This window comes from Pseudomonas sp. HUK17 (assembly GCF_001566765.1).
Map to the genome: position 1 here is coordinate 20,045 of NZ_LSMW01000002.1, position 25,820 is coordinate 45,864.

Annotated in this window: 24 protein-coding genes and 1 pseudogene; 9 read left to right on the forward strand and 16 right to left on the reverse strand. The window is 60.5% G+C overall.

Features of this window, described 5'->3' with window-relative positions:
* Window positions 1-23: 23 nt before the first annotated feature.
* From tnpC to AX284_RS01135, 3 genes and pseudogenes are all read right to left on the reverse strand, one after another.
* Window positions 24-1,100, reverse strand: a pseudogene (gene tnpC / locus AX284_RS01125) (IS66 family transposase); the annotation flags it as partial.
* Window positions 1,101-1,438: 338 nt separating this feature from the next.
* Complete coding sequence (locus tag AX284_RS01130) at window positions 1,439-2,422, reverse strand: zinc-dependent alcohol dehydrogenase family protein (protein WP_068383115.1); 984 nt, start codon at window positions 2,420-2,422, stop codon at window positions 1,439-1,441.
* 95 nt (window positions 2,423-2,517) lie between these two features.
* Window positions 2,518-3,261 (reverse strand): SDR family oxidoreductase, encoded by a 744-nt coding sequence (locus AX284_RS01135; RefSeq protein ID WP_068383196.1) that lies wholly within the window; start codon window positions 3,259-3,261, stop codon window positions 2,518-2,520.
* Window positions 3,262-3,404: 143 nt separating this feature from the next.
* Between AX284_RS01135 and AX284_RS01140 the strand changes: the two genes are divergently transcribed.
* A complete protein-coding gene (locus tag AX284_RS01140; RefSeq protein ID WP_068383117.1) occupies window positions 3,405-4,319 on the forward strand; it encodes a LysR family transcriptional regulator in 915 nt (304 codons plus the stop codon).
* Window positions 4,320-5,316: 997 nt separating this feature from the next.
* On the opposite strand, the gene AX284_RS12115 is transcribed toward AX284_RS01140, so the two are convergent.
* The 5 genes from AX284_RS12115 to AX284_RS12120 all read right to left on the reverse strand — a co-directional run bounded on the left by AX284_RS12115 (window position 5,317) and on the right by AX284_RS12120 (window position 8,537).
* On the reverse strand, window positions 5,317-5,433 hold the full coding sequence (locus tag AX284_RS12115) for a HipA domain-containing protein (RefSeq protein ID WP_269084834.1): 117 nt from the start codon (window positions 5,431-5,433) through the stop codon (window positions 5,317-5,319).
* Window positions 5,434-5,438: 5 nt separating this feature from the next.
* Window positions 5,439-5,999, reverse strand: a complete 561-nt coding sequence (locus AX284_RS12015) for a HipA domain-containing protein (RefSeq protein ID WP_269084835.1) — start codon at window positions 5,997-5,999, stop codon at window positions 5,439-5,441.
* 480 nt (window positions 6,000-6,479) lie between these two features.
* Window positions 6,480-6,779 (reverse strand): HigA family addiction module antitoxin, encoded by a 300-nt coding sequence (locus AX284_RS01160; RefSeq protein WP_153015297.1) that lies wholly within the window; start codon window positions 6,777-6,779, stop codon window positions 6,480-6,482.
* Window positions 6,780-7,020: 241 nt separating this feature from the next.
* Entirely contained in the window at window positions 7,021-7,272 is a 252-nt protein-coding gene (locus AX284_RS01165; RefSeq protein WP_068383121.1) for an EexN family lipoprotein, read from the reverse strand.
* Between the two features lie 1,139 nt (window positions 7,273-8,411).
* Window positions 8,412-8,537 (reverse strand): hypothetical protein, encoded by a 126-nt coding sequence (locus AX284_RS12120; RefSeq protein ID WP_269084836.1) that lies wholly within the window; start codon window positions 8,535-8,537, stop codon window positions 8,412-8,414.
* 221 nt (window positions 8,538-8,758) lie between these two features.
* On the opposite strand from AX284_RS12120, the gene AX284_RS01175 reads away from it, so the two are divergent.
* The 4 genes from AX284_RS01175 to AX284_RS01190 all read left to right on the forward strand — a co-directional run bounded on the left by AX284_RS01175 (window position 8,759) and on the right by AX284_RS01190 (window position 14,038).
* Window positions 8,759-9,889: a phosphoadenosine phosphosulfate reductase domain-containing protein gene (locus AX284_RS01175; protein WP_068383125.1), complete on the forward strand. Its 1,131-nt coding sequence runs from the start codon at window positions 8,759-8,761 to the stop codon at window positions 9,887-9,889.
* 542 nt (window positions 9,890-10,431) lie between these two features.
* Window positions 10,432-11,253, forward strand: coding sequence for a RepB family plasmid replication initiator protein (locus AX284_RS01180; protein WP_201785579.1), 822 nt, complete (start codon window positions 10,432-10,434; stop codon window positions 11,251-11,253).
* A 423-nt stretch (window positions 11,254-11,676) separates the two neighbouring features.
* On the forward strand, window positions 11,677-12,804 hold the full coding sequence (locus tag AX284_RS01185) for a ParA family protein (protein ID WP_068383127.1): 1,128 nt from the start codon (window positions 11,677-11,679) through the stop codon (window positions 12,802-12,804).
* A 202-nt stretch (window positions 12,805-13,006) separates the two neighbouring features.
* Window positions 13,007-14,038, forward strand: a complete 1,032-nt coding sequence (locus tag AX284_RS01190; RefSeq protein ID WP_068383129.1) for a ParB/RepB/Spo0J family partition protein — start codon at window positions 13,007-13,009, stop codon at window positions 14,036-14,038.
* A gap of 178 nt (window positions 14,039-14,216) precedes the next feature.
* Here the strand turns inward: AX284_RS01190 and AX284_RS01195 are convergent, their stop codons facing one another.
* Genes AX284_RS01195 through AX284_RS01215 form a run of 5 tightly spaced genes read right to left on the reverse strand, consistent with a single transcriptional unit; the run spans window position 14,217 to window position 18,881 of the window.
* A complete protein-coding gene (locus AX284_RS01195) occupies window positions 14,217-16,880 on the reverse strand; it encodes a DEAD/DEAH box helicase (RefSeq protein ID WP_068383131.1) in 2,664 nt (887 codons plus the stop codon).
* Window positions 16,881-16,920: 40 nt separating this feature from the next.
* Entirely contained in the window at window positions 16,921-17,643 is a 723-nt protein-coding gene (locus AX284_RS01200; protein ID WP_068383133.1) for a hypothetical protein, read from the reverse strand.
* 41 nt (window positions 17,644-17,684) lie between these two features.
* Window positions 17,685-18,239 (reverse strand): hypothetical protein, encoded by a 555-nt coding sequence (locus tag AX284_RS01205; protein ID WP_068383134.1) that lies wholly within the window; start codon window positions 18,237-18,239, stop codon window positions 17,685-17,687.
* Entirely contained in the window at window positions 18,236-18,628 is a 393-nt protein-coding gene (locus AX284_RS01210) for a hypothetical protein (protein WP_068383136.1), read from the reverse strand. The genes AX284_RS01205 and AX284_RS01210 overlap by 4 nt, the downstream gene beginning before the upstream one ends.
* A gap of 1 nt (window position 18,629) precedes the next feature.
* Window positions 18,630-18,881 (reverse strand): hypothetical protein, encoded by a 252-nt coding sequence (locus tag AX284_RS01215; protein WP_068383138.1) that lies wholly within the window; start codon window positions 18,879-18,881, stop codon window positions 18,630-18,632.
* 236 nt (window positions 18,882-19,117) lie between these two features.
* Here AX284_RS01215 and AX284_RS01220 point away from each other — a divergent pair, with 236 nt between their 5' ends.
* Window positions 19,118-19,333 carry an Imm31 family immunity protein gene (locus tag AX284_RS01220; protein WP_068383139.1) on the forward strand — a complete coding sequence of 72 codons (216 nt, stop codon included), beginning with the start codon at window positions 19,118-19,120 and terminating at the stop codon, window positions 19,331-19,333.
* A gap of 123 nt (window positions 19,334-19,456) precedes the next feature.
* Here AX284_RS01220 and AX284_RS01225 read toward each other — a convergent pair whose 3' ends face one another.
* The gene (locus tag AX284_RS01225; RefSeq protein WP_068383142.1) at window positions 19,457-21,322 is read right to left on the reverse strand and encodes a phosphoadenosine phosphosulfate reductase domain-containing protein; all 1,866 of its coding nucleotides are present in this window, start codon (window positions 21,320-21,322) and stop codon (window positions 19,457-19,459) included.
* Window positions 21,323-22,496: 1,174 nt separating this feature from the next.
* Between AX284_RS01225 and AX284_RS01235 the strand changes: the two genes are divergently transcribed.
* From AX284_RS01235 to AX284_RS11790, 3 genes are read left to right on the forward strand one after another with little or no spacing between them, the layout of a single operon-like run.
* Window positions 22,497-22,838, forward strand: a complete 342-nt coding sequence (locus AX284_RS01235) for a hypothetical protein (protein ID WP_068383146.1) — start codon at window positions 22,497-22,499, stop codon at window positions 22,836-22,838.
* 38 nt (window positions 22,839-22,876) lie between these two features.
* Window positions 22,877-23,059 (forward strand): hypothetical protein, encoded by a 183-nt coding sequence (locus tag AX284_RS01240; RefSeq protein ID WP_068383147.1) that lies wholly within the window; start codon window positions 22,877-22,879, stop codon window positions 23,057-23,059.
* Window positions 23,060-23,092: 33 nt separating this feature from the next.
* Window positions 23,093-23,566 carry a hypothetical protein gene (locus AX284_RS11790; protein WP_143008570.1) on the forward strand — a complete coding sequence of 158 codons (474 nt, stop codon included), beginning with the start codon at window positions 23,093-23,095 and terminating at the stop codon, window positions 23,564-23,566.
* 392 nt (window positions 23,567-23,958) lie between these two features.
* Here AX284_RS11790 and AX284_RS01250 read toward each other — a convergent pair whose 3' ends face one another.
* Together AX284_RS01250 and AX284_RS01255 are read right to left on the reverse strand one after the other, a co-directional pair.
* The gene (locus AX284_RS01250; RefSeq protein WP_068383151.1) at window positions 23,959-24,879 is read right to left on the reverse strand and encodes an alpha/beta fold hydrolase; all 921 of its coding nucleotides are present in this window, start codon (window positions 24,877-24,879) and stop codon (window positions 23,959-23,961) included.
* Window positions 24,876-25,766 carry an alpha/beta fold hydrolase gene (locus AX284_RS01255; protein WP_068383153.1) on the reverse strand — a complete coding sequence of 297 codons (891 nt, stop codon included), beginning with the start codon at window positions 25,764-25,766 and terminating at the stop codon, window positions 24,876-24,878. The genes AX284_RS01250 and AX284_RS01255 overlap by 4 nt, the downstream gene beginning before the upstream one ends.
* Between the last annotated feature and the right edge of the window lie 54 nt (window positions 25,767-25,820).

The following is a 25,820-nucleotide window of genomic DNA, read 5'->3' on the forward strand; positions in this document are numbered from 1 at the left end:
CTAGCTGTGTAAGCGAACTGGCATCACACCTTGCCGGCGGGCACCCAGTTGTGCGGCAGCAGCTCGGCCAGGGCGCTGGCCTTCTGCGTCGGCAGGCGCATGAGCACGTCCTTCAGGTAGGCGTACGGATCGTGTCCGTTCAGGCGGGCTGACTGGATCAGCGTCATCAAGGCTGCGCCACGCTGGCCACTGCGCAGCGAGCCGGCAAACAGCCAGTTGGCGCGCCCCAAGGCCCAGGGGCGGATCTGGTTCTCGATCCAGTTGTTGTCGATGGGCAGGTTGCGGTCATCCAGGTAGCGCACCAACGCTGCCCAGCGTTTGAGGCTGTAGTCGAGTGCCTTGGCGATCGCGCTGCCTTCCGGCACCTTCTGCCGCTGCCCAAGCATCCAGCTATGCAGGCCATCAATGATTGGCCTAGCTTTGTCCTGGCGCAGTTGCCGGCGCTGTTCGGCGAGCAGCTCCCGCCCTTCGCGCTCCACCTCGTACAGTTGACCGATGTACTGGAGGGCCTGCTCGGCCAGTTGGCTTTGGTTGGCAGCATGCAGGTCGAAGAACTTGCGCCGTGCATGGGCCATGCAGCCGATCTCGATCACGCCTTGCTCGAAGCTGGCCTTGTAGCCGGCGAAGTCGTCGCAGACCAGTTTGCCTTGCCAGTCGCCCAGGAAGCTGCGCGCATGCTCACCGGCCCGACTCGGCCTGAAGTCGTAGACCACGGCCTTGAGGTCGGCGAAGGGGCTGGGTGCATAGGCCCAGACGTAAGCCCGCTGGGTCTTCTTCGTGCCCGGGGCGAGCATCTGCACCGGGGTTTCGTCGGCGAGGATGACGTCCTGCTGGAGCAGGCAGTCGCGCAGGGCATCGACCAGAGGTTGCAGCTGGACGCCGCAAGCGCCGACCCATTGCGCTAGGGTGGAACGCGCGATGGCCAGCCCGGCGCGGGCGAAGATCTTTTCCTGGCGGTACAGCGGCAGGTGATCGGCGAACTTGGCCACCATGACCTGAGCCAGTAGCCCGGCAGTCGGGATGCCCTTGTCGATCACCTGCGCAGGCACTGTGGCCTGGATCAACGTTTCGCACGCGGCGCAGACCCACTTGCCACGGATACCTGGATGAGGTAGCACTGGATTTCCCTGAGCTGCGCATCGTTGCGGGGCAACTCGGGTTAAGCCCGGAGGTTGAGGCGCAATTTCTCTACGAAAATGCACGACGCGTGTTTAAGCTGTCGTAGAGGCCACGTCAGCCAAGTTGGCAGAGGGTGCCAATAGGCACAGGTTGGAGCCTGACTGGGAGCTCTATAGCAGAACTATTCACCCGCATTACCAGATGTCTCGGCAATGCGGGTGTTAGGGCTGTGAAAAAACGGCTTCACCGAGGTGGATCAGGAGAAGCAAGTTCCTCTTATCCCTGCATGGCACGATCTGCCTTACAGGCACGAAGGCCCTTAGTCGATATCAATGACGGCCTTACCTCGTACATCTCCGCGCTCAAGCATCTCATGTGCAGTCTGAGCTTGGCTTAAAGTAAAGCGGAACTCATCTACCAGCGGCTTCAACTGGCCCGCCTCTGCCAATTGGGCAGCCTTGCGTAGGATTTCGCCATGGTGAGAACGCCCTTTGCCAGAAAGCATTGGCAATAGGACAAATACCCCGGATAGGGTCATGCAGCGCAGGGAGCCCGGAGCTAGGTTATGGGAGGAAAAAGCAGCGCAACTGACGACGTGCCCATATGGGCGAATAGCCTGGAACGACAGATCCAAGGACTCGCCACCAACGGTGTCATAAATAATGTCGAAGCCATCCCCGTTAGTGTGCTGGGTCACATACTCATTGACGCCAACGCTTTGATAATCGATGGGCGTTGCCCCGTAGGACTCGATGATTGATTGCTTTGCCGGGGACACGGTTGCATAAACATCCGCACCAAACGCTTTGGCGAGTTGTACGGCCACATGCCCGACTCCTCCAGCGCCACCATGAACCAACACGCGGTCACCCGCTTTCACAGCTGCTTTATCTACTAGGCCTTCCCATGCAGTCAGCGTCACCAGTGGCAGAGCTGCCGCTTCGCGCATGCTTAGATTTCTGGGCTTGATGGCTAACAAATTTGCATCGACTGCCGCGTACTGGGCTAGAGATCCCTGCAATCCACGCACACCGCCAGTCAGACCATACACCTCATCCCCAACTTGGAATTGAGTAACGCCTTCGCCCACTGCCTCAACGACGCCAGCCAAATCAGTGCCAATGATCGCTGGTAACTCAGGCATCGCGTAAGGGGCCTGCCCCAGGCGAATTTTGTAGTCGATTGGGTTAACGCCGCTGGCTTTAATCTTTACCAGTACCTGCCCTTGTTGTGGCGAAGGCTTTGCGACTTCGACTTCAAGCAGGGTGCTCGCGTTATAGCTGTCTAGGCGCAAGGCCTTCATCAGTCCCCCACTCGAAAGCGATTCAGTTACGTTGCTCACAGCTTTTCACTCCATATAAGCGGGGCCTGACGCCGAAGCGGCAGGCCCTAAACTCATTAGAATTCCTGCACGGTTGGGCGCAGAACGATCTCGTTAATATCCACTTCAGCAGGCTGCTCAATTGCGAAGGCGATAGCCCGAGCGACGGATTGAGCGGGAATTGCTTGCTTGTAGAAGTCCACAACGAAATCGCGGCTCTGTTGGTGGGAGCTGCCGAGTTTCAACTCGGAGTCCACGGCACCCGGTTCGATAGTCGTGGTGCGAATGCTGCCACCGACTTCGTGACGCAGTCCTTCGGAGATGGCCCGCACAGCAAACTTGGTGCCGCTGTACACCGTGCCGCCAGGGCTGAATACCTTCAGGCCTGCAACCGATGCGATGTTGATGAAGTGGCCACTGTTTTGTTTCTGGAAGACCGGCAATGCAGCCGCGACTCCGTACAGCAGCCCCTTGATGTTGATGTCGATCATGCGATCCCACTCGTCAGTGCGAGCATCACTGAGCGGTGCAATTGCCATCAGCCCGGCATTGTTGACCAGTACATCAATGCGCCCGTAGGTGTCCACGGCACCTTGAATGAGCGTTTTGACCTCTTCCTGAGAGGTGACATCGGTCTGATACGCGATTGCCTGACCACCTGCATTGGTCAGCTCAGTCACCAACGCGTCGAGTTTATCTTTGCGGCGTGCGGCCAGCACTACGCGCGCGCCAAGCGCAGCAAGGTGGCGTGCAGTCGCTTCACCCAAGCCACTGCTGGCGCCGGTGATAACGACAACTTTTCCAGAAATGTTATTGCTCATGTTGAGAACCTCATCGGCGGGTTTGTACTTCGCCATGGCTGGTTAGCCTGGCAGTGCGCAAACCTTAGCCCCATGATTGATCTCAATAAATGGAAAAGATTGGATTAAGATATTCCTGAATATGGAATAAATGGGAGGGCAACATGCTTAACCGCATGGAGATGGTCAGGATTTTTTGCACAGCAGCAGAGGCAGGTAGCTTCCGCGAAGCGGCAACCCGATTAGGTATCTCCCCGCAAGGGGTTACCCGAGCCATTCAAGCCCTGGAAACGGAGCTTGGCGAATCGCTGTTTCACCGTAATACCCGCCAGGTGAGCATCACTGCTTTCGGTCAGGATTACGCCAAAGATGCCAGATCAGCTCTGGAGCATTTCGACACGCTATTCCGGTCGCACAGGATGGAACCTGAGCTGTCAGGGAGGGTGGGAATCACGGCTCCACATGCTATTGGCAGGCGCTTCTTAATACCGTTTCTTCAGCCCTTGGCCTCAGCACATCCAGACCTGCAATTCGATCTCCGCCTGGAAGATCAGATGACCGATGCCGTTGAGGCGCATATCGATATTGGCATCAGGGTGGGTGTTATTCGCGACCGGCGCTACGTCGCACGGGCCTTAGCTCCCGTGCCGTTTTACGTTGTCGCAAGCCCGGCGCTAATAGAGCAAAAGACAATACCTAGATCTCTGGATGCCTTGGCTCAGCTGCCACTTTCAGTCCTGATCGACCAGAAAAATGGTCGCCCTTGGCCTTGGCTATTTGCCGACGGGCAAACATTCACGCCCAGGCAGCCAGCTCTTATCTGTGATGATCCTGACACGGAATTGGAAGCCACCCTGGCAGGCATGTGCTTTGGCCAAATTCCTGCCTATCTGGCTGAGCCCCATCTGCGGTCAGGCAAGCTGGTTTCTGTTTTGGCTGATCTCGCTCCAGCGCCATGGGATCTGTTCATATACCGCCCGCAGCAGGGCCCTGTATCGAAGCGGGTGCGATTGGTGTACGACCATCTTAAGCAGGCTTTCTCAAACCCCGAGCTATTTCCCCAAGGCCTGGAGACATAGCGATGCATACCTGCCAGCCAATCTTCCGCTATTGGCCGCTAGCTGCCCACGGCCAACGGCAGCTTTGGGTCGAATGCTGTCATTGGCTACTTCCGGTTTTTGTATTTCCAGAATGTCGCAACAGTCTTGGAAATCAACGCAAGGCCTGTCAGGGAGCCGCCCCCTTGCGTTCTGAAAAGCTGTGTCAGGGTGATTGGCAGATATTAACCAGGAGCCTCACCATGAGCACCGGAACCTCCCCTCCCCTTCCACTGCTACAGCACAGAGCGCCGTCGTAGCGAGCCGCCTGGTCTTCCATCTTGACGAGCCAACCCGCTTCAGTGCCATCGAAGTAATGAGGCAGCACGGCCAGGCAACGGGCCTGTCGATGAAGCAACAGCAGATTCTGCCGTTTAAGCCGGAGGCGCTCCTCACCGCAGCGCAGCTAGCCGAAGTCGTGATCGATCTCGCCGGCGAGCACTGACCGACTGGCGGCCTACTATCTTACCCTGGCCGAAGCCTATGGAGCGCACAGCCAAGCGGGCGACCTCGCCGTAGGCGACTTCGCGTTCTACCACGAGGATCCGGATGAATACGGACCCCTCGCTATCCAGGCGATTTCCTCCAAGGTCACCGCCTACAGCAAGTACAAGGAGCTGGAGTTGGACCAGGCGGACCTGAGCACTGCCGACCAGCTGGCTGAGGAGCTCATCAGCGCTCTCGCCATCGAAAACGCCAAGCTGCGGCAGCTGAAGGTGTCAGCTCGCGCCAAACCCCTAGCCTCTGCGTTCTGCAGGTAACCATCTAGCCACCGCAGCGGGATCCGAAGATGCTTCCGGGTACTCCTCGGCAGCACCGGCTGCAGGAGGTCAGGCAGCGCATGCAGTCGCTCGGCGCTTTTTCTTAGTGCAGGCCACAGCCTCTCTGAATCGTCCCATACCGCCAACAGCTGGCAGACTTTCCGCCAAACTGCTGGTCCCGGCCTGCTCCACCGGCGCCGGCCATTTGGTCGCTCGAGTTACGCCTGCTCATCCATCACCATTGGCGCCAGGTCGTAGATCGGCGCGAGCCATACACCCTCACCGTCGCGCAGGATGGCGGTATTTCGGCCATGGTTGTCCGTGTTGCCCTGCACCCGATTCAGTAAGGCTCGCAGCAGGTACTCATCGAGTAAGCCTGGAGTAGCGGCCTCTTAGCCGGAGGCCCGCCATACCTTACTAGGACCTCAATAGCGTCGAGGTGCTCCAGGTAGCTCCCGAGCACCAGCATATCCGTCAACGAATAGATCGACTCCACAGCGACCTGCGCAAGACTCGTGGCACCTGGCCGGCGGTCGAAGCGCGGCGACCATAGGCTCGGCTGCCTACCTTCCTCCAGCGCAAGCTCATCAACAACGATCGTCTCCAGGCCCAGGCTGTCGAGCGCCAGGTAGTAGCGGTACTCGCTACGAAGCACGTCCTGGTCAGCAGCGCGACCCTGGTTGCGGGGAAATTTGACGAGCCAGTGCCGAGCGGCCAAGTCATCAGCAAGCATCCCGTCCAGGTAAAGCGGGTCCTGATCGCCCTCGGTCAGCAGCAGCTTTGGCGCATCGCCCCCGGCGCCGGTACCGCTGCCTAAGGGGGCGCCTTGCACATAGGCGTGATCAAGGAAGTCCAGGCCCAGATTGATGACCTGGTCTCGCCGGAATGCGATCGGCGCCACCTCCTCGCGGACTGGTGCTGCTTCGCGGATCCGCAGCTGCCCGATCGGGGCACGGGTACAGCGCGATAGCAGTCCAAATGCCGGCTGAGTGCCTAGTCCGCTTGCACGTGGCAGACGAGGAAGCAGGAATCGACGCGCAGCACCAGAGGTGCACGATATCGAACAGGAACGCGGGCCAATGCGGAAGACGCACAACGTCCCAGCTCAGCGGGAGATTCGCGCTCACGGCGTGCTGCAGCGATGGGCCAGGTTCGGTCAGGTACTGAGCGAGAAATGGCGCCAGGTACCGGCAGCTGCAAGGGCTGTTGAGAGGATGCCTGGTGGGATCGTCAAAGCGGATACTCAGTGCGTCCTGCCATTGACCCTCCACGAACGCCTGAACGACTAGATCGGCCATGGCTCGCCGCCCGAGCTGTCATCGTGGGGTGCTCCATATCGGCGTGTCGCCGGCTCAGCGGAGTGCAGTTGAAGCGCCATACGCTATTGCTTTGTTCCGCACACGGGCATGGTCCCGCCAGCCTGCTGGGCGACCGCCGCACTTCTCTCCTCGTAGGTGGCCTGTAACGACAGCCAAAAGCCCTCCGACGTGTCGAAAAATGCAGCCAGCTTCGACGCTAGCTCAGACGTCACAGGCGCGCGCTCATTCACCACCGCCTCCACCGTAGCGGCCGGAACACCAAGCCGCTCAGCAAACGCTATCGTGTCGGTCTGCAGCGGTACCAGGAACTCCTCCCTGAGGATCTCGCCCGGGTGGATCGGCGGCATACCGTTTTTGATCACTGCGATTCTCCTGGGGGCAGCTGGTCGGGTCAGTATGCCGCCACTGAGCCGCGGAGAGGAGGAAAGCTCTTAGAGGGCTGCTGGCGTATCACCAGGTGCCGGCCAGGCAGAGCATGGGCGTCACCTGCAGCAAGCCGCTGGTGCCAAAGACCCCATCCGCGCTACTGGAGTTGATCAACCACCCCTTTCGAGCCGGTCGACGCTCGGAAGCTTGCCAGTCTGCTCCTGGCCGAAGGAGGCCTTAGCGAGGTGTGATGTCCGGGGACTTGTTACTGGAAGGATCCTTGCCAAACAGAAACACCGAGGCTTCGGCTTCCAGCGCGTTCTGGCAGTCGGGCGTGGCCTCCTCCCTTGCATCATTCCGGCAGACCTCTACCCGCGCTTTGCGCTCACTGTCGTGGTCGGTGTACCACTGCTTGGTCTGCACAACCTTTTCATCTTTACAGCCCAAGAGGGCCAATCCTGCGAAAACGACAACAACTGCCTTGTTCATGACATCTCGGATCTAAACGGTGGAAGCCTGATTATCCCCGGCGCTTTTGTGTACCGAACAGCATCCTGGTCCTGGAGTGTGTCGCCTGTCCAAGTTTGGTCTGGGGCGGTTACCCTGGCGGTGTAGGGGCGCGGCACGGACTCGTGTCACGGGTACGCCCCATCTAACGGCGGTATAAGGCTAAGGGCGAGACAGCGGGGAGGGGTAAACGCCCAGGGCCTGCTGCTGCATCACAGGAGAGGCAGCTGCCGATTTGTATCTGCCTCGCCTTGAAACGCCTGGATCGTCTCGTCATCAGCATCGCACCCGCGTGCCGGCGCCTAGCAGGCCCGCTAAATGCGCCTTCAAGGCCTGTTCGCCCTGGCCGTCCGGGGTTAGCTGGTCGATCGCATGCCAAGAACCAACCGCTCCGGCGGCAGGAGCCGATAGGGATCGGCCACCAGCCCGCAGGCAAAACGGCCGGTACCGAGCGAAATCAACGCTATGCACCTCTCCTCGTCACCCAGCTCCATGCCGAGGTCGCACACCTCGGAAATAGAACACAGGCCGCATCCGTTGCACGGTTTGCTCTACGACGGCTTATCCAGCGAGACCAGGTGGAGCAGGTGCCAGACGGCGCCTGCAGGCTCTGGCTTATCCGTCTCCCCTCCCCTCTTCACTGCCAAGTCGCGACAGAAGCTTGCCTAGGTCACCCGGGCGCTATTGGGCAACTGGCTCATCGGTCGTCTGCAGGTTGCTACTGCGCATTATTTGCCACCTCGGCGCGCTATCCCCGATTTCCGGCCCGATCGGCCTTTCCCGCTGCGGCTCTTTCGGCTCTTTCGGCCCTTCCTACCCTTCCGGCCTGGCTTACCCCACCCTGCACCCCAGGGGTCGACTCGGATATCAGGGTACTGGTCCTTGACCGCGTTCCAGCTTGCCTCACGCGCTGGGAGCGTCGCTTCGACATAGGGCTCCCAGCCGACCCAACTGATCGCATCCATCAGCTCAATGCACAGCTCACCCGCGTCAACCGGTGACGGGACGCCATGCTCGTCGACAATACGGGTGGCGCCAAACGACCAGGTCTGCTCCTGTAGCTCGACCGCCATGAACACTTCCCATTCGGTCGTATCGTCATCCGGGCCTGGGTAGGCCACCTAGGCCTCACCGATCTGCAACGGCCCGTACTGCGTCTGGAAGGTGACCGTCACGTGGCCGCGGGCGTAGTACAGCCGCGGATTGCCGGTGCCGCGTACTTTTTTGATAACTGACGCGACGTTCATCGGCGGCAGGTCTTTCCCCGGCGCGTGAGCAATGTGCTCGAGTAACCAACGAATTCGTCGTAGCGGATATCCATCGTCTCAGGTCCATGAGGGGTACCTCGATACCCTGGCACCTTTCCTGAGAATGCAAGGGTGATCCGGCATGGACGCAAACCCTGCAAACGTTGCATTCCTGGGGAATGGGAGATGCTGCAGAGGTCCTTCCAACTGCGGATCTCCACATGTCTGTCGTCGCCCGAACTGCTGAAATCGATGCCCTCCTCTCCCGTGATGCCGTGGTCGCCATCGGCGTCAGCGGAGGCAAGGACTCGGACGCCTGTGCCCTGGCAACGGCCGCCTACCTCGACCAGGTTGGCCACCGTGGGCCTCGGTTGCTGATCCATGCCGATCTTGGCTCGGTGGAGTGGGAGCAGAGCCTGCCCAAGTGCGAGGAACTGGCGAGTGCGATCGGCTGGGAGCTCGCCGTCGTTCGCCGCGAAGCGGGCGGGATGATGGAGCGCTGGGAGGGCCGTTGGCAGAACAACGTTCGTCGCTACGCTGACCTGTCGTGCGTCAAGCTGATCCTGCCCTGGAGCACACCGTCGATGCGCTTCTGCACCTCGGAGCTCAAGAGTGCGGTGATCGCCAGCTATCTGAAGAAGCGATTTCCCGGACGAGACATCATCAACGTCACTGGCATCCGTCGCCAGGAAAGCTCTAGTCGCAGCAAGATGCCGGTAGCCAAGGTAGACACCCGACTCAGCCGGCGAGGCCTGCAGGGCCTGGTGTGGAATTCGATCATCGAATGGACGCTGCCAGAGGTCCTGGGAGAAATTGCGGGCCACGGCCGGGAGCTGCATGAGGCCTACACCCGGTACGGTATGAGCCGCGTGAGCTGCTCGTTTTGCATCATGGCTTCCAAACCGGACCTCATCGCTTCTACGACCTGCGTTGGCAATCAGGACACCTATCGTCGGATGGTCGCCCTGGAAGCAGCTTCTTCGTTCGCATTTCAGTCTGGTGCGTGGCTCGGCGACATTGCGCCTCACCTGCTCGCCCCCAAAGCGCTGGAGCAGCTCCGAAACGCGAAAGAGGTATGCCGCATACGCGAAGCCGCAGAAGGGACCATCCCGCGGCATCTGCACTACGTCTCGGGATGGCCTACCTGTATCCCCACTGCTCAGGAAGCAGACCTGCTCGCTGACGTACGACTGACCGTCGCGCGGCTGTTGAAGCTCGACGTCGCGTGCACTACCGGGCCCGAGGTCAGGGCTCGTTACGCGGAGCTGTACGCTGGCAAGCCTGAAGAGGTCGTGGAGGCTCGCATTCGGCTGATCCACCCTGCCGCATCGCAGATCGCGTTCGAGTTCTGATTTGCAGATTGAGTGCTGATTACATCGAATCTGATGCGAGGAAGGCTCTGTAACCCGCATTCTGAGCGGGTTGCAGAGGTAAGGGCGGCTTAAAAAGGGAGGGATTTGGTGCGTTATCCACAGGTCATTTTCCCTTTTTTATCCTTTACTACTTTTTCCTTTACAGGCCCCTGAAACCCGCGTCTATCAGGGCTTCCAGCACTTAAAAAGGGAGGGGTTTGGTGCATCAAAGGGAGGGATTTGGTTATTGTCGGGGAGAGATTTGGTGTGTGGCAGGGAGGGATCTGGTGCTTAACAGGGAGGGATTTGGTGGCTCGTTATTTACGCCCTTTTTGGGGGTGAATTGACGGTTTACAGGGAGGGATTTGGTGCTAAGGCCTTGATGTTTAGACGCTGACGGGCGGATCCATTCGCTAAAAAGGGAGGAAATTGGTGTTAGGAGGAAACGTTGTAAATGCTTAAAAGGGAGGGATTTGGTGTGTGCATAGGGTGTAGGCTTCGCCAACCCAGAGCTAGCCTGTGATCGCGCCATGAACGCTCCGATGATCTACAAGAGCAACGCCTTGATCGAGGCGTCGTACGAGCTGACCGTCTTGGAACAACGCATCATCCTGACGGCGATTACCAAGGTTCGGCGAGATGAGCCTGTTACGGACGACGTCATGTATTCCGTTTCGGCTCAAGAGCTAGCTGGAGAGTCAGGTGTCTCGCTGACGTCCATGTACAGCCGCATGAAGCAGGCCGCGTTCAACCTGAAGAAGCGAGACGTGTGGCTGACCCACCTCCCCAATGGCGCGGGCCCGATCCCGAAGAAACGTCGCCAAACGGGTTGGGTTCAGACAGTCGACTACATCGATGGCGAAGGCCGCGTCGAGCTACGTTTTTCAAAAGACATTCTGCCCTACCTCACTCAGCTCACCGGATACTTCACGCAGTACCCTTACCCTGACATCGCTCACCTTGAATCCCAGTACGCTATCAGGCTGTACGAACTGCTTTTGACGTGGGGCCCCAAAGGTATGCGTGAGGTGAGCCTAGAATCGCTCCGCGACTGGTTCGCGCTTGGCAATGCCTATCCCGTGCTGAAAGACTTCAAGAAGTGGGTGCTTGATGTGGCTTGTGAGCAGGTGAGCCAATGGTCACCCTATAAGGTCGAGTACAGCCAGCGCCGTACGGGACGTTCGGTCAGTCATATCATCTTCAGCTATGGGCCTAAAACGGCAAAAAAGCGGGTGAAGCTTGAGCCGAAAGACAAAAACATTGGTACCGAACAAATCACCCAGCTTGAGCTGAGCAACCTGGCAATGCCAGGTGAAAGCGAAGCTGCAGCTCGCGCCAGGCTCCGCACTCGAGCGGCACGCTAGCCGCCGCCATCACTTTTCGTATCCGAGACCAGATGCCTTAGTTTGGGCACGCATAGGTCAAGCGCTTTGGGGACTCCCGCAGGCCTGGAAAGGCTTCGCAGGGTTAGCCCTGCATCCAGACACCACTTAGATAGCCACATACCCGCAGCCACTCAAATGCGTGGCTGTCGCTGTGCTTGAAACTATGGCTTGAACTCCAGCCCGCTAGGTAAGCGTGATGTAGCCATCATGATGAGATCAGGCGCTGATGTCGCGGCGACCCAATAGCCTGCAATCTTAAGGCCTTTTGTTCGATAACGTGTCATGACCACTTTGTCTATTCAGTTCAGGTTAAGTGGCTAAAATTATCTAAATTCCTGAACTACGGCTTGCGTCCAATGAAAAGGTGGCTACGATAGCGTTTTCTCCACGAGAACTGTGAAAATGGCTGACCAGACCGAAGTGCCGTTGGGCGAGCTGAACTATACCGACTTTGCCTCCCTGCCCTACCCGCCAAAATTCGCTGCCGATTGCCTAGGCGTGACCACCCGGCGCCTAAAGGATATCGAGGAGGAGAACGGGATCGAGATCCGAAGGATCGCCAGAGGTACTGTTACCTCACGGTCCTATACCTTGCCCGATATTTTTGCTTTGGCCGCTTTGCGCCGGAGTAAGGGCTACACCAAAGGCCTCGGGCGCCAGGTCGTCGTCTCAACGTTCGTCCAGAAAGGCGGCACCGGCAAGACAACCACCACTGCAAACCTGCCTATTTACCTCCAGCTGTGTGGCTTGCGTGTTCTTGTTATCGACAACGATCCCCAAGGCGATTTGTCCAGCATGTTTGGGTACGACCCAGACCTGGAGCCCTCTGACCTGGAAGCTTTGGGTATTCCTGCTGATCGCTATGTCGACGGTCACCTCGGAAGCATTCTAAGTCGCGACCTCCGCGGGCGTATGTTTGACCCGAAGTCATTCTCGGACGTCGTTAAAAAGCCCTTCGGTGAGTATGGCCCTCACTTGATACCGGCCGATGCGCATTTGGAGGATCTCGGCGTAGCTCTGGATGCCGAGGACAACTCCGATTTCTGGTATGCACGTTGGCTTGAGCGTGCTCGTAGAGGCGACGTTCCGGGCGTTGATCTTTCCGCTTACGACGTCATTATTTTCGATAACGCTCCGACTGCCTCTCGACTCACCAAAAACTCTATCGTCGCAAGCGACTTTTTGATCAGTCCTGTGCGGATGGACAAGTTCAGTTTCCGCGCGCTTCTCCGTTTGAACGACTGGTTAGTTCGCTTCGCTGACGCCTATCAGCGCTCGCCCGGCATTCTCGCAATTCCAACAATGTTCATTCGCAACCGTCCTCGGATTCTCAACAACTTAGGCGTCTTGAATGAGCTCTTCCCGGGAGGGGTTGCCGAGGAGGTGCTCTTCTATTCGGAGGACTATGGCAAAGCGCTTGATCAGGGCGTTCCATTGCTCGTTTGGAAAGGCGCGTCTTCGAAAACGATTGATTCTATGCGTAAGGTGTTTGCTGAAGCGCTGGAACGGATCAGGGAGCTCGCAGGCTGAAGCATCCGACTGGTGCACGGTGCACCACATGCAGTAGGGGCACTGATCAGCCTCACGCGTCTAGCAGCCAACGTAGTGGTGCACGGTGCACCATTCGCGCGGCGCGCGGATAGCCGCTAACACATTGCAGGTCCGCTGCACCCCGGTGTCGACCTGTCTAGAAGAACAAACGGCTCAGAGGAGCCAACCGGAGGATTAACCAATGGCAAGATCGAGCGACTTTCCTGGTAACACATCTAAGGGAGGCGCCGCGATACGCGGGCTCCGAGCGCCAGCTACCGTAAGTCAAGCCAAGCTAGACAAGCCACTGTCTGAGATTTTCGAAGAGTCGGCCCAACAGGTTCAGGGGCCGGACACGCCTGGTACTACTGACGTCCCCACATCAGGAACGCAAAAATCCCAGGCTCTAGCTAATCGACCGGAGGCAAACCCCGGTGGCAATAGAGTCCTTCAAGCAATCCCAGTGGCGGAAATCACCAAATCCCGCTACCAGCCGCGTCTAACTTTCGACCAACAAGCGCTTGAGGAACTCGCAGACTCGATTGCCACAATTGGCTTGATGAAGCCGATCGTCGTTCGGCGTATAGGCGATAGGGCATATGAGTTGATAGGCGGAGAACGCCGTCTGCGCGCCCATCAGCTGCTTGGACTCACCGAGATCGCAGCAGAGGTGAAGGATGCATCTGACAGTGACGCAATGTTACTTGCGCTTGCGGATAACGAAGGTCAAGAGCCGCTTTCCGACTACGAACACGCCAAGCACTACGCGCTAATCTTGGAAAGCGCCTCGATGTCTATCCGAGCACTCGCGCGGTCACTTGGCGTGAACCACTCGGTGGTCAGTCGGCGACTCGCCCTGAATGAACTGCCGGCCAGCGCAAAGGAGATACTGGATAAATATCCAGGTGTTATTGGGTCAAAGTGGGCTCGAGACTTTGCTGAGCACGCGAAGAAAAACGAGAATTTGGTAGTGGAATCGCTGCGCCATATCGCGGAGCAGGGCTGGAGCCAGGAGAAAGCATTGAGGTGGCTGACGGCCACTCTGCAAGAGCTTCAAAATCCTGATGCAGCCGCAAAGTCTCCCGTCTCTGTCCCCGGCGTCGGGTACCTACGTAGGTCGGGTAAGAGGATAGAGCTCAAGTGCGATGCGACAGTTGACGCTGCAAAGCTAGAAGCAAAGCTAAAGGAACTGCTGGCGGAGCTGGATCCACACCTGTTCGCAGTAAGCAGCTAGAAACGGGCTGGCTATTTAGTAGGGCCTGTCCCAGCGTGTCTGCGGCAGCTCGGCCAAGCCGCCGTCGACGGCCAGGGCCAGCTGCTGCTCAAACTCGCGCTGCACCTGGTCGTTGTCGGAAGCCGACAGGTCGTTGGGTGAGTCTGGCCAGCGATGACTCGGCGCGAATTCTGGACTTTTAAGACAGAACGCCCAATCCGCGCAGCGCGGATTGCTTCGTATCAGAGAGCTTGCCGGCCTTCAGCAGGGTTTTCTGCCGGGACACCCACGAACCCAGCCGCAGCCCGTTGGCAGTTACATGCTTCACCGGTACCGACCCGCCGGCATTTGCAGCCAGGTAGTCTTGGAGCGCTGCAAAGTGCTGTTGCCACGCAGCTTCCGCAGGATCGAACGAAAACCCAGCGGCCAACAGCCGGCCGTGGTCCGGATCCTCCGGTTTGTCCTTGAGCCGCGTTCGTTGATTCGAGCACCACCTGCCGAGCTTGTATCCATCGCCAGTCACGTAGGCGATCGGCACATCGCAGTGGCCATGCGCGGCTTTAAACTGCTCCAGGTGCTGCAGGCCCTGGTCGAAGGCCGCACCGAACATCTCCCACACAAAACCCAGCTGGTTCAGGAGCTCAATGCGCTGCTGGTCCATTTGGCCGTCGCGGTAGCGCGCGCGCTGATTCCCGACCCAGGTACCGAGCGCTGTCCCATCAGGCAGCACGAAGTCTAGCGGCACATTCACATGGCCATGCCGTGCGCCAAATTCCTGCAGGGCGGTGTAGGCGGCTTCCCAGCGGGCATCCAGCACGCCAGCGTCGAAGTCGAAGCCCAGAGCGGCCAGCCGATCACGCCTGGAGAGGTCGATCTGACGGCTGCGCTGGTTCCGGCACCAGTCCGCCAGATCGGTGCCGTCGACGAGCACCTGGCGCTGGGCAATGCGCAGGTGGCCGTGCTCCTCCTTGAACGCCACCAGCGCCTGATACCGTTTCTCCCAGGCGTCATCGAAGGGGCTCAAGGCGAAACCCACGGCCTCGAGCAACTCTTTTTTCCGCGGCGCCAGTCGGCCGAGGCGATAGGCCTTGCGCTGCTCGCTGCACCAGTGGCCCAGGGCAATGCCGTCTGCGGTGACGACGTCGACGGCGGGGGAGGGCGATCCTGTGTCAGCCAGATAGCTACGCAAGGCTTCGTACCCCCGCTCCCAGGCATGCTCTCGCGGATCGAACTCGAAGCCGATGGCCTCCAGCTGCTCGGCACGGTTAGGCGCAAGCCGGCCTAGCCGGTGGAGCGCGCGCTGGCGTGAGCACCAGGCGCCCAGGGTGTGCCCACCCGGTGTGCGATAGCTGCGCGCGACCCGGGCGTGGCCGCGGTCAGTCACGAACGCGCGCAGGAGGCCGTAAAAGTGCGGCCAGCTGCCGGCGATGCGCCCTACCAGCTCCGTTGATAGCACAGCCTTGAGGCTGGCGGCCCAGACGCCGGCGTCGGGACGGCCAGCAGGCGCTATGACGTGCAGCTTGTTGAACCAGCCGGGCGACGTGGGCTGTCCGGTTTCGCCCTGGTCCACTGCGGCGCGCTGCACCTCGTTGAGCATGGCGTCGTCCTGCTCGGCGAGCGCCGCCAGGGTCCGCCAGACCGTGGACATGTCGCTCCGCGCCACGGCCTGGATGAGGGACTCGCCGGAGCTCCGCTTCAAGCGCAGGGGTATCAGGACATAGCCGTAGCGCTTGCCCGGCGCCTTGCGCACGGCGCGGCCGAGCGCCTGGACGATGTCGACGTGGCTTTCCCGCCGGTGCATGAAGGCGACCAGATCGGTATCCGGCACGTCCACCCCTTCAGCCAGGCAGCGCGCGCAAGACAGCGCTGCGCGCGGGGCCCGGCCGTACTGGTGCAGCAGGCGGGTGCGCTGCCATGAGGGGAAAGAGCCGTCGATATGGCGCGCCCAGAATTCACCGTCGCCGACGGCCTCCCGCAGCGCCGTGGCAAAGCGCTTCGACTGCGAGATCCGCGAGTAGAAGGCGAAGGCCTTTCGGGCGCCGACGTCTGTTATCGCCCGCAGCAACTCTTGGGCATGTACCGCGTAGCGGCGCTCCTCATCGTCCAGCGCTTCGGCGAGCTGCTCGTCGTCCACCTCTTCTACAGAGATGATGACGCGAAAATCGCAGATGATCCCCGCCGCGACGGCCGCGGAGTAGCTGAGCTCGTAGGCAACCGTACCGAAGACGGCCTCATCCGTCATGGAGTAGATGGGCCCGGTCCCGGCCGCGCCTTCTTCCTCAGCGATGGCCAACGGCGTCGCGGTAAGGAAGAGGCGCTTGTCGATGCGCAGGGTAGGGTGGTCACTCAGCGCGAAGCTGTTCCGCCGGCCGGCGGCGCCGGCTGTCTTGTGCGCCTCGTCGAGGATCCCCAGGTCAAAGGCAAAGCCGGGCGGCAGGCCCAGGGCGAGGGTGGGTGCACTGGCGTAGGTGCACAGCACGATCACGTCTCGACCCAAGGTACCGACCTTCAGCGTGATCTCCTCAGGCGAGGTGGTAACCGCCACCGGTAGATCCTCGAGCACCTCGTGCTCATCGTCGAGCGTGGCCACACTCTCATCGCTGCAGACGCACAGCACGCGCTCCAGATCCAGCTCGGCGTTGCTGACCCAGGCCTGCAGCGTCTGGCTGACTAGCGCGAGCGAGGGTAGGAAGATGACGATGCTGCGGGCATCGAGCGCCGCGGCGACTCCCTGGGCAAGCCGAGTCTTGCCGGTCTCACACGCCATATGCACCTGCAGCCGGGCGCGCCGCTTGAATCCGTCCAGGATGCGGGCGCGAGCTTCGAGCTGGTGAGGGGCGAGGAGGCTAGAGGAAAACTGCATCGGTAGTGGGCGGCGGTGAAGTAGTAGGGGAGGGGGGTGATTATCGCACCGAATCGGCTTGTGCTTCAGGTGCTCGCCCGCGCACAGGGATACCGCGGCGCTGACGGGCGCTGGCATATCGGGCGGGGGTCCCTCCATGCTGCGCCGCCAGGTCCTCATCTGACCGGGTACCCAGCAGGCCGGCAATTTCGCTGAGCGGCGTCTTGTTCGAAAGCACCTGCTCGCCGCGGCGGATCGCCTGGATCTGCACCACGCCGCAGCCAGCCTGGGCGGCTAAGGCCTCGTCAGATAGGAGGGGTAGCAGCGCCTGCAACTCGGCCGTCCAGTTCAGGGCGTCGCGGGTCGCCGGAACGCCACGGTCCCGACGCAACTTGCTGACCACGGGTTGGGCGATGCCGAGGTTCGAGCCGATCGCCAGGTCCGTGACAGTACCCAGCATGGCGTCCATCTTTGATCGATCCGGTACGTGCCGAGGGATGCCAAGCCGCGTGCGCACCTGTTGGATCTGGAAGTCGCTGAACCCAAACTCGCGCGCCAGCTCGCCATCCGAGCGTGTGCCGAGTAGCGCCACCTGGTCAGGGCTCAAGACCGCCGGCGCCACGGTAGCGCGTGGAGGTGACGGAATCTCACGCTCCGTACGCCATTTCCAGATCAAGCGTCGGTTGACCCCCAGTCGCTTGGCCAACTCGGCATCCGGCAGCTTTCCGAGGAGCTCGGCCACCTCGGCGGACGGGCCTTCGCGCTTCTCTTTCCAGGTCAACATCGGGGCGTTCGACGCCGGGCGCGCAGGACGGCTCTTCACGGTTATAGCCAGAACGCGAGGTCGGGGTAGGTAGGCAATGGACTGTAAGGGGTAGCGCGGACGACGCAGAAACCGGCGTGCATCAAGCCATGGATGCCGATGTAGCGACCTGCCGCCAAAGCAAGACGGATGTCGCGGCCGCCACCGCTGTATTCCCCATCCAGGATGATGAGCTCATCCGGTACGCCCAGATGGCGGCCAGCAGCCCAGGCCCAGGCGGTGGCTTCTGGGTCGCTCGCCTGCAGAAGCGCTCGAAGTGTCGGGTGATCCGGAGACAGCTCCGATACCGACGGATCGTCGAACACCTTGCCGATCGCGCGATGGACGTCTCCGGACAGCATCGCGCGGTAGGGGGTCGGCACTAGCGCCAGGTGGCCAGCCTCGTGCAGCAGTGCCGAGATCGAACAGCGCGGATCTAGGTGCAGCGCCCCGGCAACGACCTCGATATGGTCGATGAAGCCGGATGCGCCCGGGCGCCACAGAACTGTGAGGCCGATATCTGCCAGGAATTCAGCGGCCTTCAGAACGTAGGGGCACCCAACCGAAAGGGAGGTCATGCGGGCGATCCATCGGCCTGGTGGTCAGGGCGGCGCCGGGTGATCAGGTAGTTCCCAGCCAGGGAAGAGATCACCAGACCAGCGAACAGTCCGACACCGGTCAGATTGCCTCCCTGCAGGCGCCAATGCGGATTCTGATAAGCCATTGGTCCGTCTGGCATTTGGATCGTCAGTGGCGGCTCGGGCAGCGTGATGGTCCAGGTACCATCGAGGTTGCCCTCGGCTCTGCCCCTGACCTTGCAGCTCGACGCACCGTACGACTTCACGACCGCGCAGCGATCCTTGTCCAGAAACACATCCACCGGATCCATGATCTGCAGGGCGAAGCCGAGCCTCATGAAGAAGGCGAGGCACATGGCCGTCCAGACAATGCTCAGGAGAAAACGCATATCAGGTCCTCGGTCGTGGCAGCAACGCGAGTTGCGAGAGCTGGTCGGTCGGTATCGAACGCGCGAGGTTCCAGAGCAGTGCAATGCGCTCGGCGACCAGGTGGCGCGTCTCGTCGTCCTGGCTGTAATTGTACGTTGATGTGCACAGTGCGATGTGCCCATTGTCCAGTCGTACGGTCCGGCCCTGGAATCCTGTCGTGCCCGCTGATAGGCGGATCAGATGCTCGATTTTCTGGCGGGGATCGGTGGACATAACAGTTCCTACGTTCGATTGGCTGAGCTTGTCTTTCACCGGCTGATGGCGACCCGCGAAGGCTGTGTCGGTATGGCTAAAGCATGGCACGAGCGCCCAGAATGCAAGGGTGAATCCACGCCCCAGACGGACTAGACTCCTGGGTCACTCGACCGGTCGGTGTCACGTGCCAGAGCCCTTCGAATCGGTGAGTCGCGTTCCTGCGGCCGGCTTTCTTCTGCGAGAGAATCATCCAGATGGCGGCAACCATAGGCTTTTTTCAGGAGGTCGAAATCTGCAACGCTGATCACGAACACTATGGGAAAAGGGGCGTGATCTTGGGTATCAGTCAAGAAGGCGAAAGGCTGTTCGGCTACGCTATTTTGATTCACGGCATGAAAACCACGACCTACTTCGAGCCGACCGATTTGGCGGTCACAGGAACAGAGTTCCTCCGAGAGCAATTCTATTGACGGGCCTTTCTGTCCTGCCGCAGCACTTCGGAACCCAGTCCACTTCGCCGCTGACTCCGACCCTTTGTTCACCCTGGGCGCCTCCTGAGCTGCCGTTTGGCGTTTGTAGGAGAAGCGCCAAGCCTAGAAAGCCATCAGATACTGGCCAGAGTCTGTCACCGCGGGCGCCGGCCGTTCTGCCGCCTTCGGCCGGGGAGCTGCAGCAGGCCGTTCGGCGGACGCCGCATATGCACGCAGCCGCGCCGCCAGCGCCTCAGGATCGTTGAGCACGTCGCGCACGCCGGCGCGATGCAGCTGGTTGCCAATCCGCAACATGCGATCCCAGGAAGAGTGGCCACCCTTTTTGAAAGAGACCACACCAAAGCGGGCCAGGTAGTGCACTACCTCGGAGGGATAGACGTCCGTGTGCGGACCGTAATACTCGAGCGCGCGGTCGAGCTCGAATTCGTAGAACAGCTCCACCCCCTCGTCGTCGATATCGAATTCCTGGGTCTCGTTGACGTGGGTGTAGTAGACCCCGCCCTTGTTGATCACATGCTCGGCGCCCGCGGCTGCAGCGCTTACCGAACGCAGGCCCTCGTGGAGGCCGTTGAAATGGCGATCCGCGAAAGGCACCTGGATCGACAGGCCGACCTTCAGCGCAGACCGCGGGTACTCCTCGTAGGCCTCAGGAATCGCGTACCGGCGGCCGCGCTCACAGATCTCGCGGTATTCGTTCAGCGCGGTGAACGGGCGCTGGTAGGCGTAGCGCCCCCAGTACAGATCGATCGTCAGGATCTCCTTCATGCCCAGCAGGGTGAAACGCCGCGGTTTGCGGTTGGCCATGGCCCAGTCGGCCTCATCGGCATCGATCGTCAGCGCATAGCGAAGCAGCTCCAGGCAGAAGTCCGGCGAATACGCGTTGGCGGCGATCGTCAGGTAGCCGGTGTCCGGGTCGACGGTGCGCGACGCCCAGTTGCGGGCCGCTGGATCATAGTGGCGGGCCTTGAGGTAGTTGCGGAAGTCGTTCAGGGGCTTCATCCAACGATGCTTGCCCGACTCCTCGGCCAGCATGTTCTCCATGCTGCGATCGGTGCTCACGCGCAGGCAACCCCAGCACCCATGACGGCTTCCGCACGAGGTCTTGCGCTCGGCGCCGCCGTCACGGATGAACACGTTGATCATGCATTCGCCGGCCGCGTCCCGGTAAACGTCAGTGAGGCGCTTGAAGTCGGAATAGGTTTGAAAGCGCTCGTTGGTGACTTCAGCCAGGAAGCAGAAGATGTCTTCGGTGGTGAAGTCAGCGATCGGACTGAGAACCCAGGTCGGGGTCTCGCCAGGCTTGGCCGTGTTGACAGGGACATCGGCGCGCTCGCCGCGCGCTTCCATGTTGCGCTCGCGGGCCGCCGATTCGTCCCGACGGGTGCCGATCAGCAGCACCAGGTCCTCATCCCGGAAAGCCTTGCCCAGCTCGGCCTTGATCTTGGCGCGGATCTGGCGTTTGGTGCGCTCCAGCGGCGCCTTCTTCAACTGCTGCTGGCATTTGGCGCTGTTGCCCGGGAGGCTGGCCACCGTACGGCCGCCGATCATCGACACCAGCCAGTTTTCGGTGAGGTTCGGCCGGCAGATCCACACCCGTACCGGCAGCGCTTTGGCCTTGGCATAGGCGCGAAGTGCCTTGATCTCGCCCTGGGCATAGGCGTGCACCACCGGGTTTTCCATCAGGGTGTCGCTGTTCATGACATGCAGCTCGGGGACGGCGAACCCCTCGGCCTGCAGCTCTTCCATCGCTCGCAGGGCTAGCGCGACCATGACGCTGCTGTCCTTGCCGAAGGACGATGCGGCTACCAGGTGCTTGCCGGCCCGCAGCAGACCTTTCACCACCGCGACCGCGGCCCGCACCTTCTCCGCTAGGGAAGGCTCAACCAGCCGCGCCGGCGCCGTGATGTCCAGGAGGCTGATGGCCTGGTTGTCAGCGGGGTGGAAGAGGGTAGGGGCGACGTGTTGCATGGCGGTAGCTCGAAAGTCTTGAGGTACCTTCAAGCTACAGGCGATCTCCAGAATGCAAGTCTGGGCACCGGCAGGCCTCAATTGGCTGACCCAACCAGGCCGGTGGGCCTGTGAGCGAGGAGACCGGTTCACTCAGCTGCCGGTAGCCGACCTGCGCCAGCGGGCGCAGGTCTGGCGTTGTTCCTTACCGCCAGTGCGGGCGTCTCCTGGTTCTCTGAAGGTCGGTGGGTTCACCCCCAGCTAGGGCGTGAATCGGCCACCAGCGCTCGGCGCAACGACAGACAATCGCGAGAGGCAACTCAACGGCTGCCGGAAGTGCGTTCTAGGGACGCGACGATTTGCTCCTCGCCCGCGCCAGGAAAGGTCGATAAGGGCCGCGCGCTTTTAGACTCGCCAATTTTTTTAGGAAAGCGCGTTAGGTAATCACAGGACACCAAGAGGACTGTTTGAGCGATCTGAACGAATCACTTCGCTCGGCTCGGCGAGCGTAGGGATGGCGGTCCAAAACGACGCCGTAGGCTTCGCAGCGATATCCCAAGACTATAAGGAAGAACTATATGTTGAAAGTTATCATGCTCCTTTCTATTACCACAGGACCTTATAGTGCTACTGGCTATACGATCCCTGGGTTTGAGTCAATTGAAGAATGTAAAGCGTCTCAAAAGGTTGTAGCAAGTCAGTATATGAATACCCGATTCATCGATGCGAATGGCCGCCATGATCGGGAACCAGATACATTCGAGACTCGCGTTAAAACTAAGTGTATCGAGCTGTAATGCGCTCAAGCTTGCAGGCGAGACGGGCGCGACGTGTCGGCGTCAAGTTTGTTAGGGTGATGGTTGGTCCATGTGAGCTTTACCCATGACAACCTTTACTGAACAGGTCATTTCGCCAGCGGCATCCCTAGTCCAACCATTCGGATGGATAGCCCTACTGGTGTGCGCGTTCACGCTTCTCCGCGCCTTTGGTGCGGGCCAGATGGCCTGGTACCGGTGGCACGGCAACCGGACAGGTCATGCCGACATATCGGACCCGCTGATGCGGCAGATGCTCGAGGAGGCCCAGCTGAGCCCCTGGCCACCCTTGGCAGAGTGCGTCCTGATGACGGCGCTCTCTGGCTTTCTGCTGTGGTCAGCTTGGTCTTCGATAAACCTTTGAATCCAAGGAAAGCTCTATGAGTAACAGCGAAGTAGTCGATACTCACAAGGTATACGATACGATCAACCACGAGCATCTGGACAGTCTTGTATCTTGGGCCACCGGTGAATTTCCTGACGCAGGCTTGAATCTCGTCGAGTGCGCGGATGGCCGATGGTTCGTTGAGGTCGACCACGGGCGGGCTTTCGACGACATCGCAGGTGTTTCCAGGCCGACGTTGACACCTTATACCGCGCCGGCGTTCTTCCAATCCGAATCAGAAGCTCGGGAGTTCGCCTTTACTTGCATCAAGCAGGTGTATCCGGATCTGGCGAGCAAGGATCTGTCCGAATACTTTTCAGACGATGACGACGAATAGCCCTCCCAACACAGTTTAGTTCGGATCGGAAGAGCGATATGGCCATCTACGAAGAGATGCAAAGTCTGTTGCAGGAGTTGGTGGATCTGGTCAAGCAGGACGAACAGTACACGGCAGCTGTTGCACATGGTGCGGTCTCGCCTGATGCAGATACTGCCGACGCACATCGTCACCGCGCCATTCGTATCCACGAGCTGAAGCGCCATTTCGGATTGAAGTGACCTGGCAAGTTACGACCTGATAGGGAAAAACCCGTGTCGTCCATGCAATTTTTTCTTCGCACCGAAGATCCGGTGTCGTTGAAGGCCTATCTCGATGAAGCGCTAGCTTTCAGTGTTTCGCTTGAGCGAATGGGCCAGGAGTCGTCAGCTGTACTATCTGGCATCGCTACCGGTGGACCCGGGGAATGGTTCGAGTGGTACACGTATGCCGATTGGGCCAGCTTCGATCACTGTCTCTACATCGGCGTCATCGAAGACTGCCCGGGACTGCACAATGGCTTTTTTGAGCTGCATAGCGCATGCCTCGACCTCGAGCTCGCGGGAAAACCTGGCCGGGGCCTGCATTTCGACCGCAAAGCGTTTCTGGGGCATCTTCGCCGGTACCGCGCGGCTCCAGGCTGGTTTGGCGAGGAAGGGCAGCCTCGCCTTCCTTACCCACATGAGGTTATGACCATAGGCGACGAGCCTTCGGATTATCTGGCGCGCTTCAACATCGAGCATTTTTAGGAGAAAGCGCTATGCCAACTCCACGCGGTTCGACAAGAAGCGCTATCGCTTTGATAGCGCTACCGGGTCTGCAGGTGGCCGTCACCGGCCTCTACCCGCGCCTCCCACGATAAATACCTGAACAATGGCAGTCGGGGGAGTGACACTGGGCCCTGGTGCAGGGGCTTTTACCGGGGCGATGTAGGCCAACGCAGCGAAGAGGGTCGCGGTTGCGCTCAGTGCGAGTGTGCCAACTTCGTAGATTGTCATGAGGTGTTCCTTTGCTTTAGGGAACACCTATTTCAATGTCACGACCTGACCCCGGATTGCCGGACTTTCCGAAAAGAACACGGCCACGCGCCGACCACCTGTTCCGCGGGTATCACGACCGTCATCGGCGCAAGCGCTGATTGTCAGGTTTCCTCGCCTGCGAACGACGTATTACCGCCGGCTTCCGGTCTTCCCGCGAGGAACGGCACCAGCGCGGCGAGCACCTCGGCCGCGCATTCCTCCGGTTGCAGATGACCACCTGGTAAGGCTTTGCCGCGAACGTCGCGGGCCCACCGGCGCCAGATAGCCGTAGGCGGCTCACCAGTGACCTGGGCCGCCGACCAAAGTACCAGCAGCGGGCAGTCCAAGCGCTGGCCCCGAACCTGGTCCGCAAGATCGTCGGCCAGGTCCTCATCAGCGCCGGCGCGGTAGTTCTCGCAAATAGCGTGGCGCACCGCAGGATCGCGAAAGGCCTCTCGATAGGCTGCCAGCGCATGTGGCTCAACGCGGTCGAGCCCACCCGCCATGCGCGCCAGCGCCTGTTCGAGGAACGCATCGGGATCGGCCGCCAGTAGGCGCTCGGGTAGGTCGCTCGGTTGAGCAAGAAAGGTCCAGTGAAAATTCGCAAGCCCACGCGCTCGATCGAAGGACGCCCATGCCTCTGGCGTGGGCACCACAGTGAGCGATGCGTAGCGCTCGACGCGAGCCGGATGGTCCAGCGCCAGTCGGTAGCCGACGCGAGCGCCGCGGTCATGGCCAACCACTGCGAAGGTCTCAAGCCCAAGCGCGTCCATCAGCTCCAGCAAGGCCGCTGCTACGCGCCGCTTGGTCCAGCGACATTCCTGGTCTAGCTGACGGCTGGCGCCGTAGCCTGGCAGATCAGGTACCACCACCCGATACCTCTGGGCGAGCTCCGGGGCAATACGGCGCCAGGCGAGGTGAGTCTGCGGATAGCCGTGCAGCAGCAGCACAGCCGGTCCCTGGCCGCCGACCACACCGCGGAAGGCGGCCGACGGGGTGCCCTGGTAGAGCCGCTCGAATCCAGGGAAGTCGGAGAGAGTCATGGCTGCTGTCTCTTTACGCGGTCGACGAAGGTTGCCAGGTCGTGGTTGAAGCGTGGCGCCTCTTCCAGGAACGGCGCATGCCCAGACTCAGCGTAGCGCGTGGCCGCGACGCGCGGATTCAGCGCCTGGGCCCGGGCGATAGATGCCTCCGGCCGTACCAAGGCGTCCTTCTCGCCATAGAGCAGCCAGACCGGCACCTGCGCCCGGCCTAGCCCGGTGGAGGCCGCCACATCCTGACCCTGCACGGCGCTCTGCATGTCCCAGGACGCCATGGCAGCGTTGGCGTACAGGCGCTGGAACAACGCCGGCGCCGGCGGCGTGGCAAAGCATAGGGCGAGGAAATCCCGGATGGCATCCAGATGCGTGCGCAGATCAGATGAGACCAGGTCCTTGTAGATCTCCGGATGCGGCACGATCTGCGCCGACGCGAGCTCGATGACTCCGTCCACGTAAACCGCACCGGAAATGGCGCTGTCCCCATAGGCGGCCAGGTAGTTGGATATGACCGTAGCGCCCAGGGACCACCCTACGAGCACGGGTTCGCGGGCACCGGTGGCAGCGATGACAGCCGCCAAATCGTCGGCCCAGCGCCGACCCCCACGATAAGCCGCAGCATCGGACGGCTTGCCTGAAAGGCCATGGCCGCGAAGGTCGTAGGTGATCAGGCGAAAGCGACTCAACTCAGCGCTCGTAAGCTGGGCGTCCCAGTTCAGCCGGCTGCCCAGCAAACCGTGGATGAAGACGATCGGCACACCGCGGGGATTGCCCTGTTCTTGGACAGCGAGCACCACACCGTCAGGGGCCGTCACTCGCCATTCCCGCGCCTGGGCGGCCAAACTGGTCAGACTCAACAATAGGATCAGCGATAGCAGACGCACATGACTCATGGTGGCTCTCCAGAATAGGGGAGTCTTGAGTCTCGGGGGTGACACCAGTGTCAG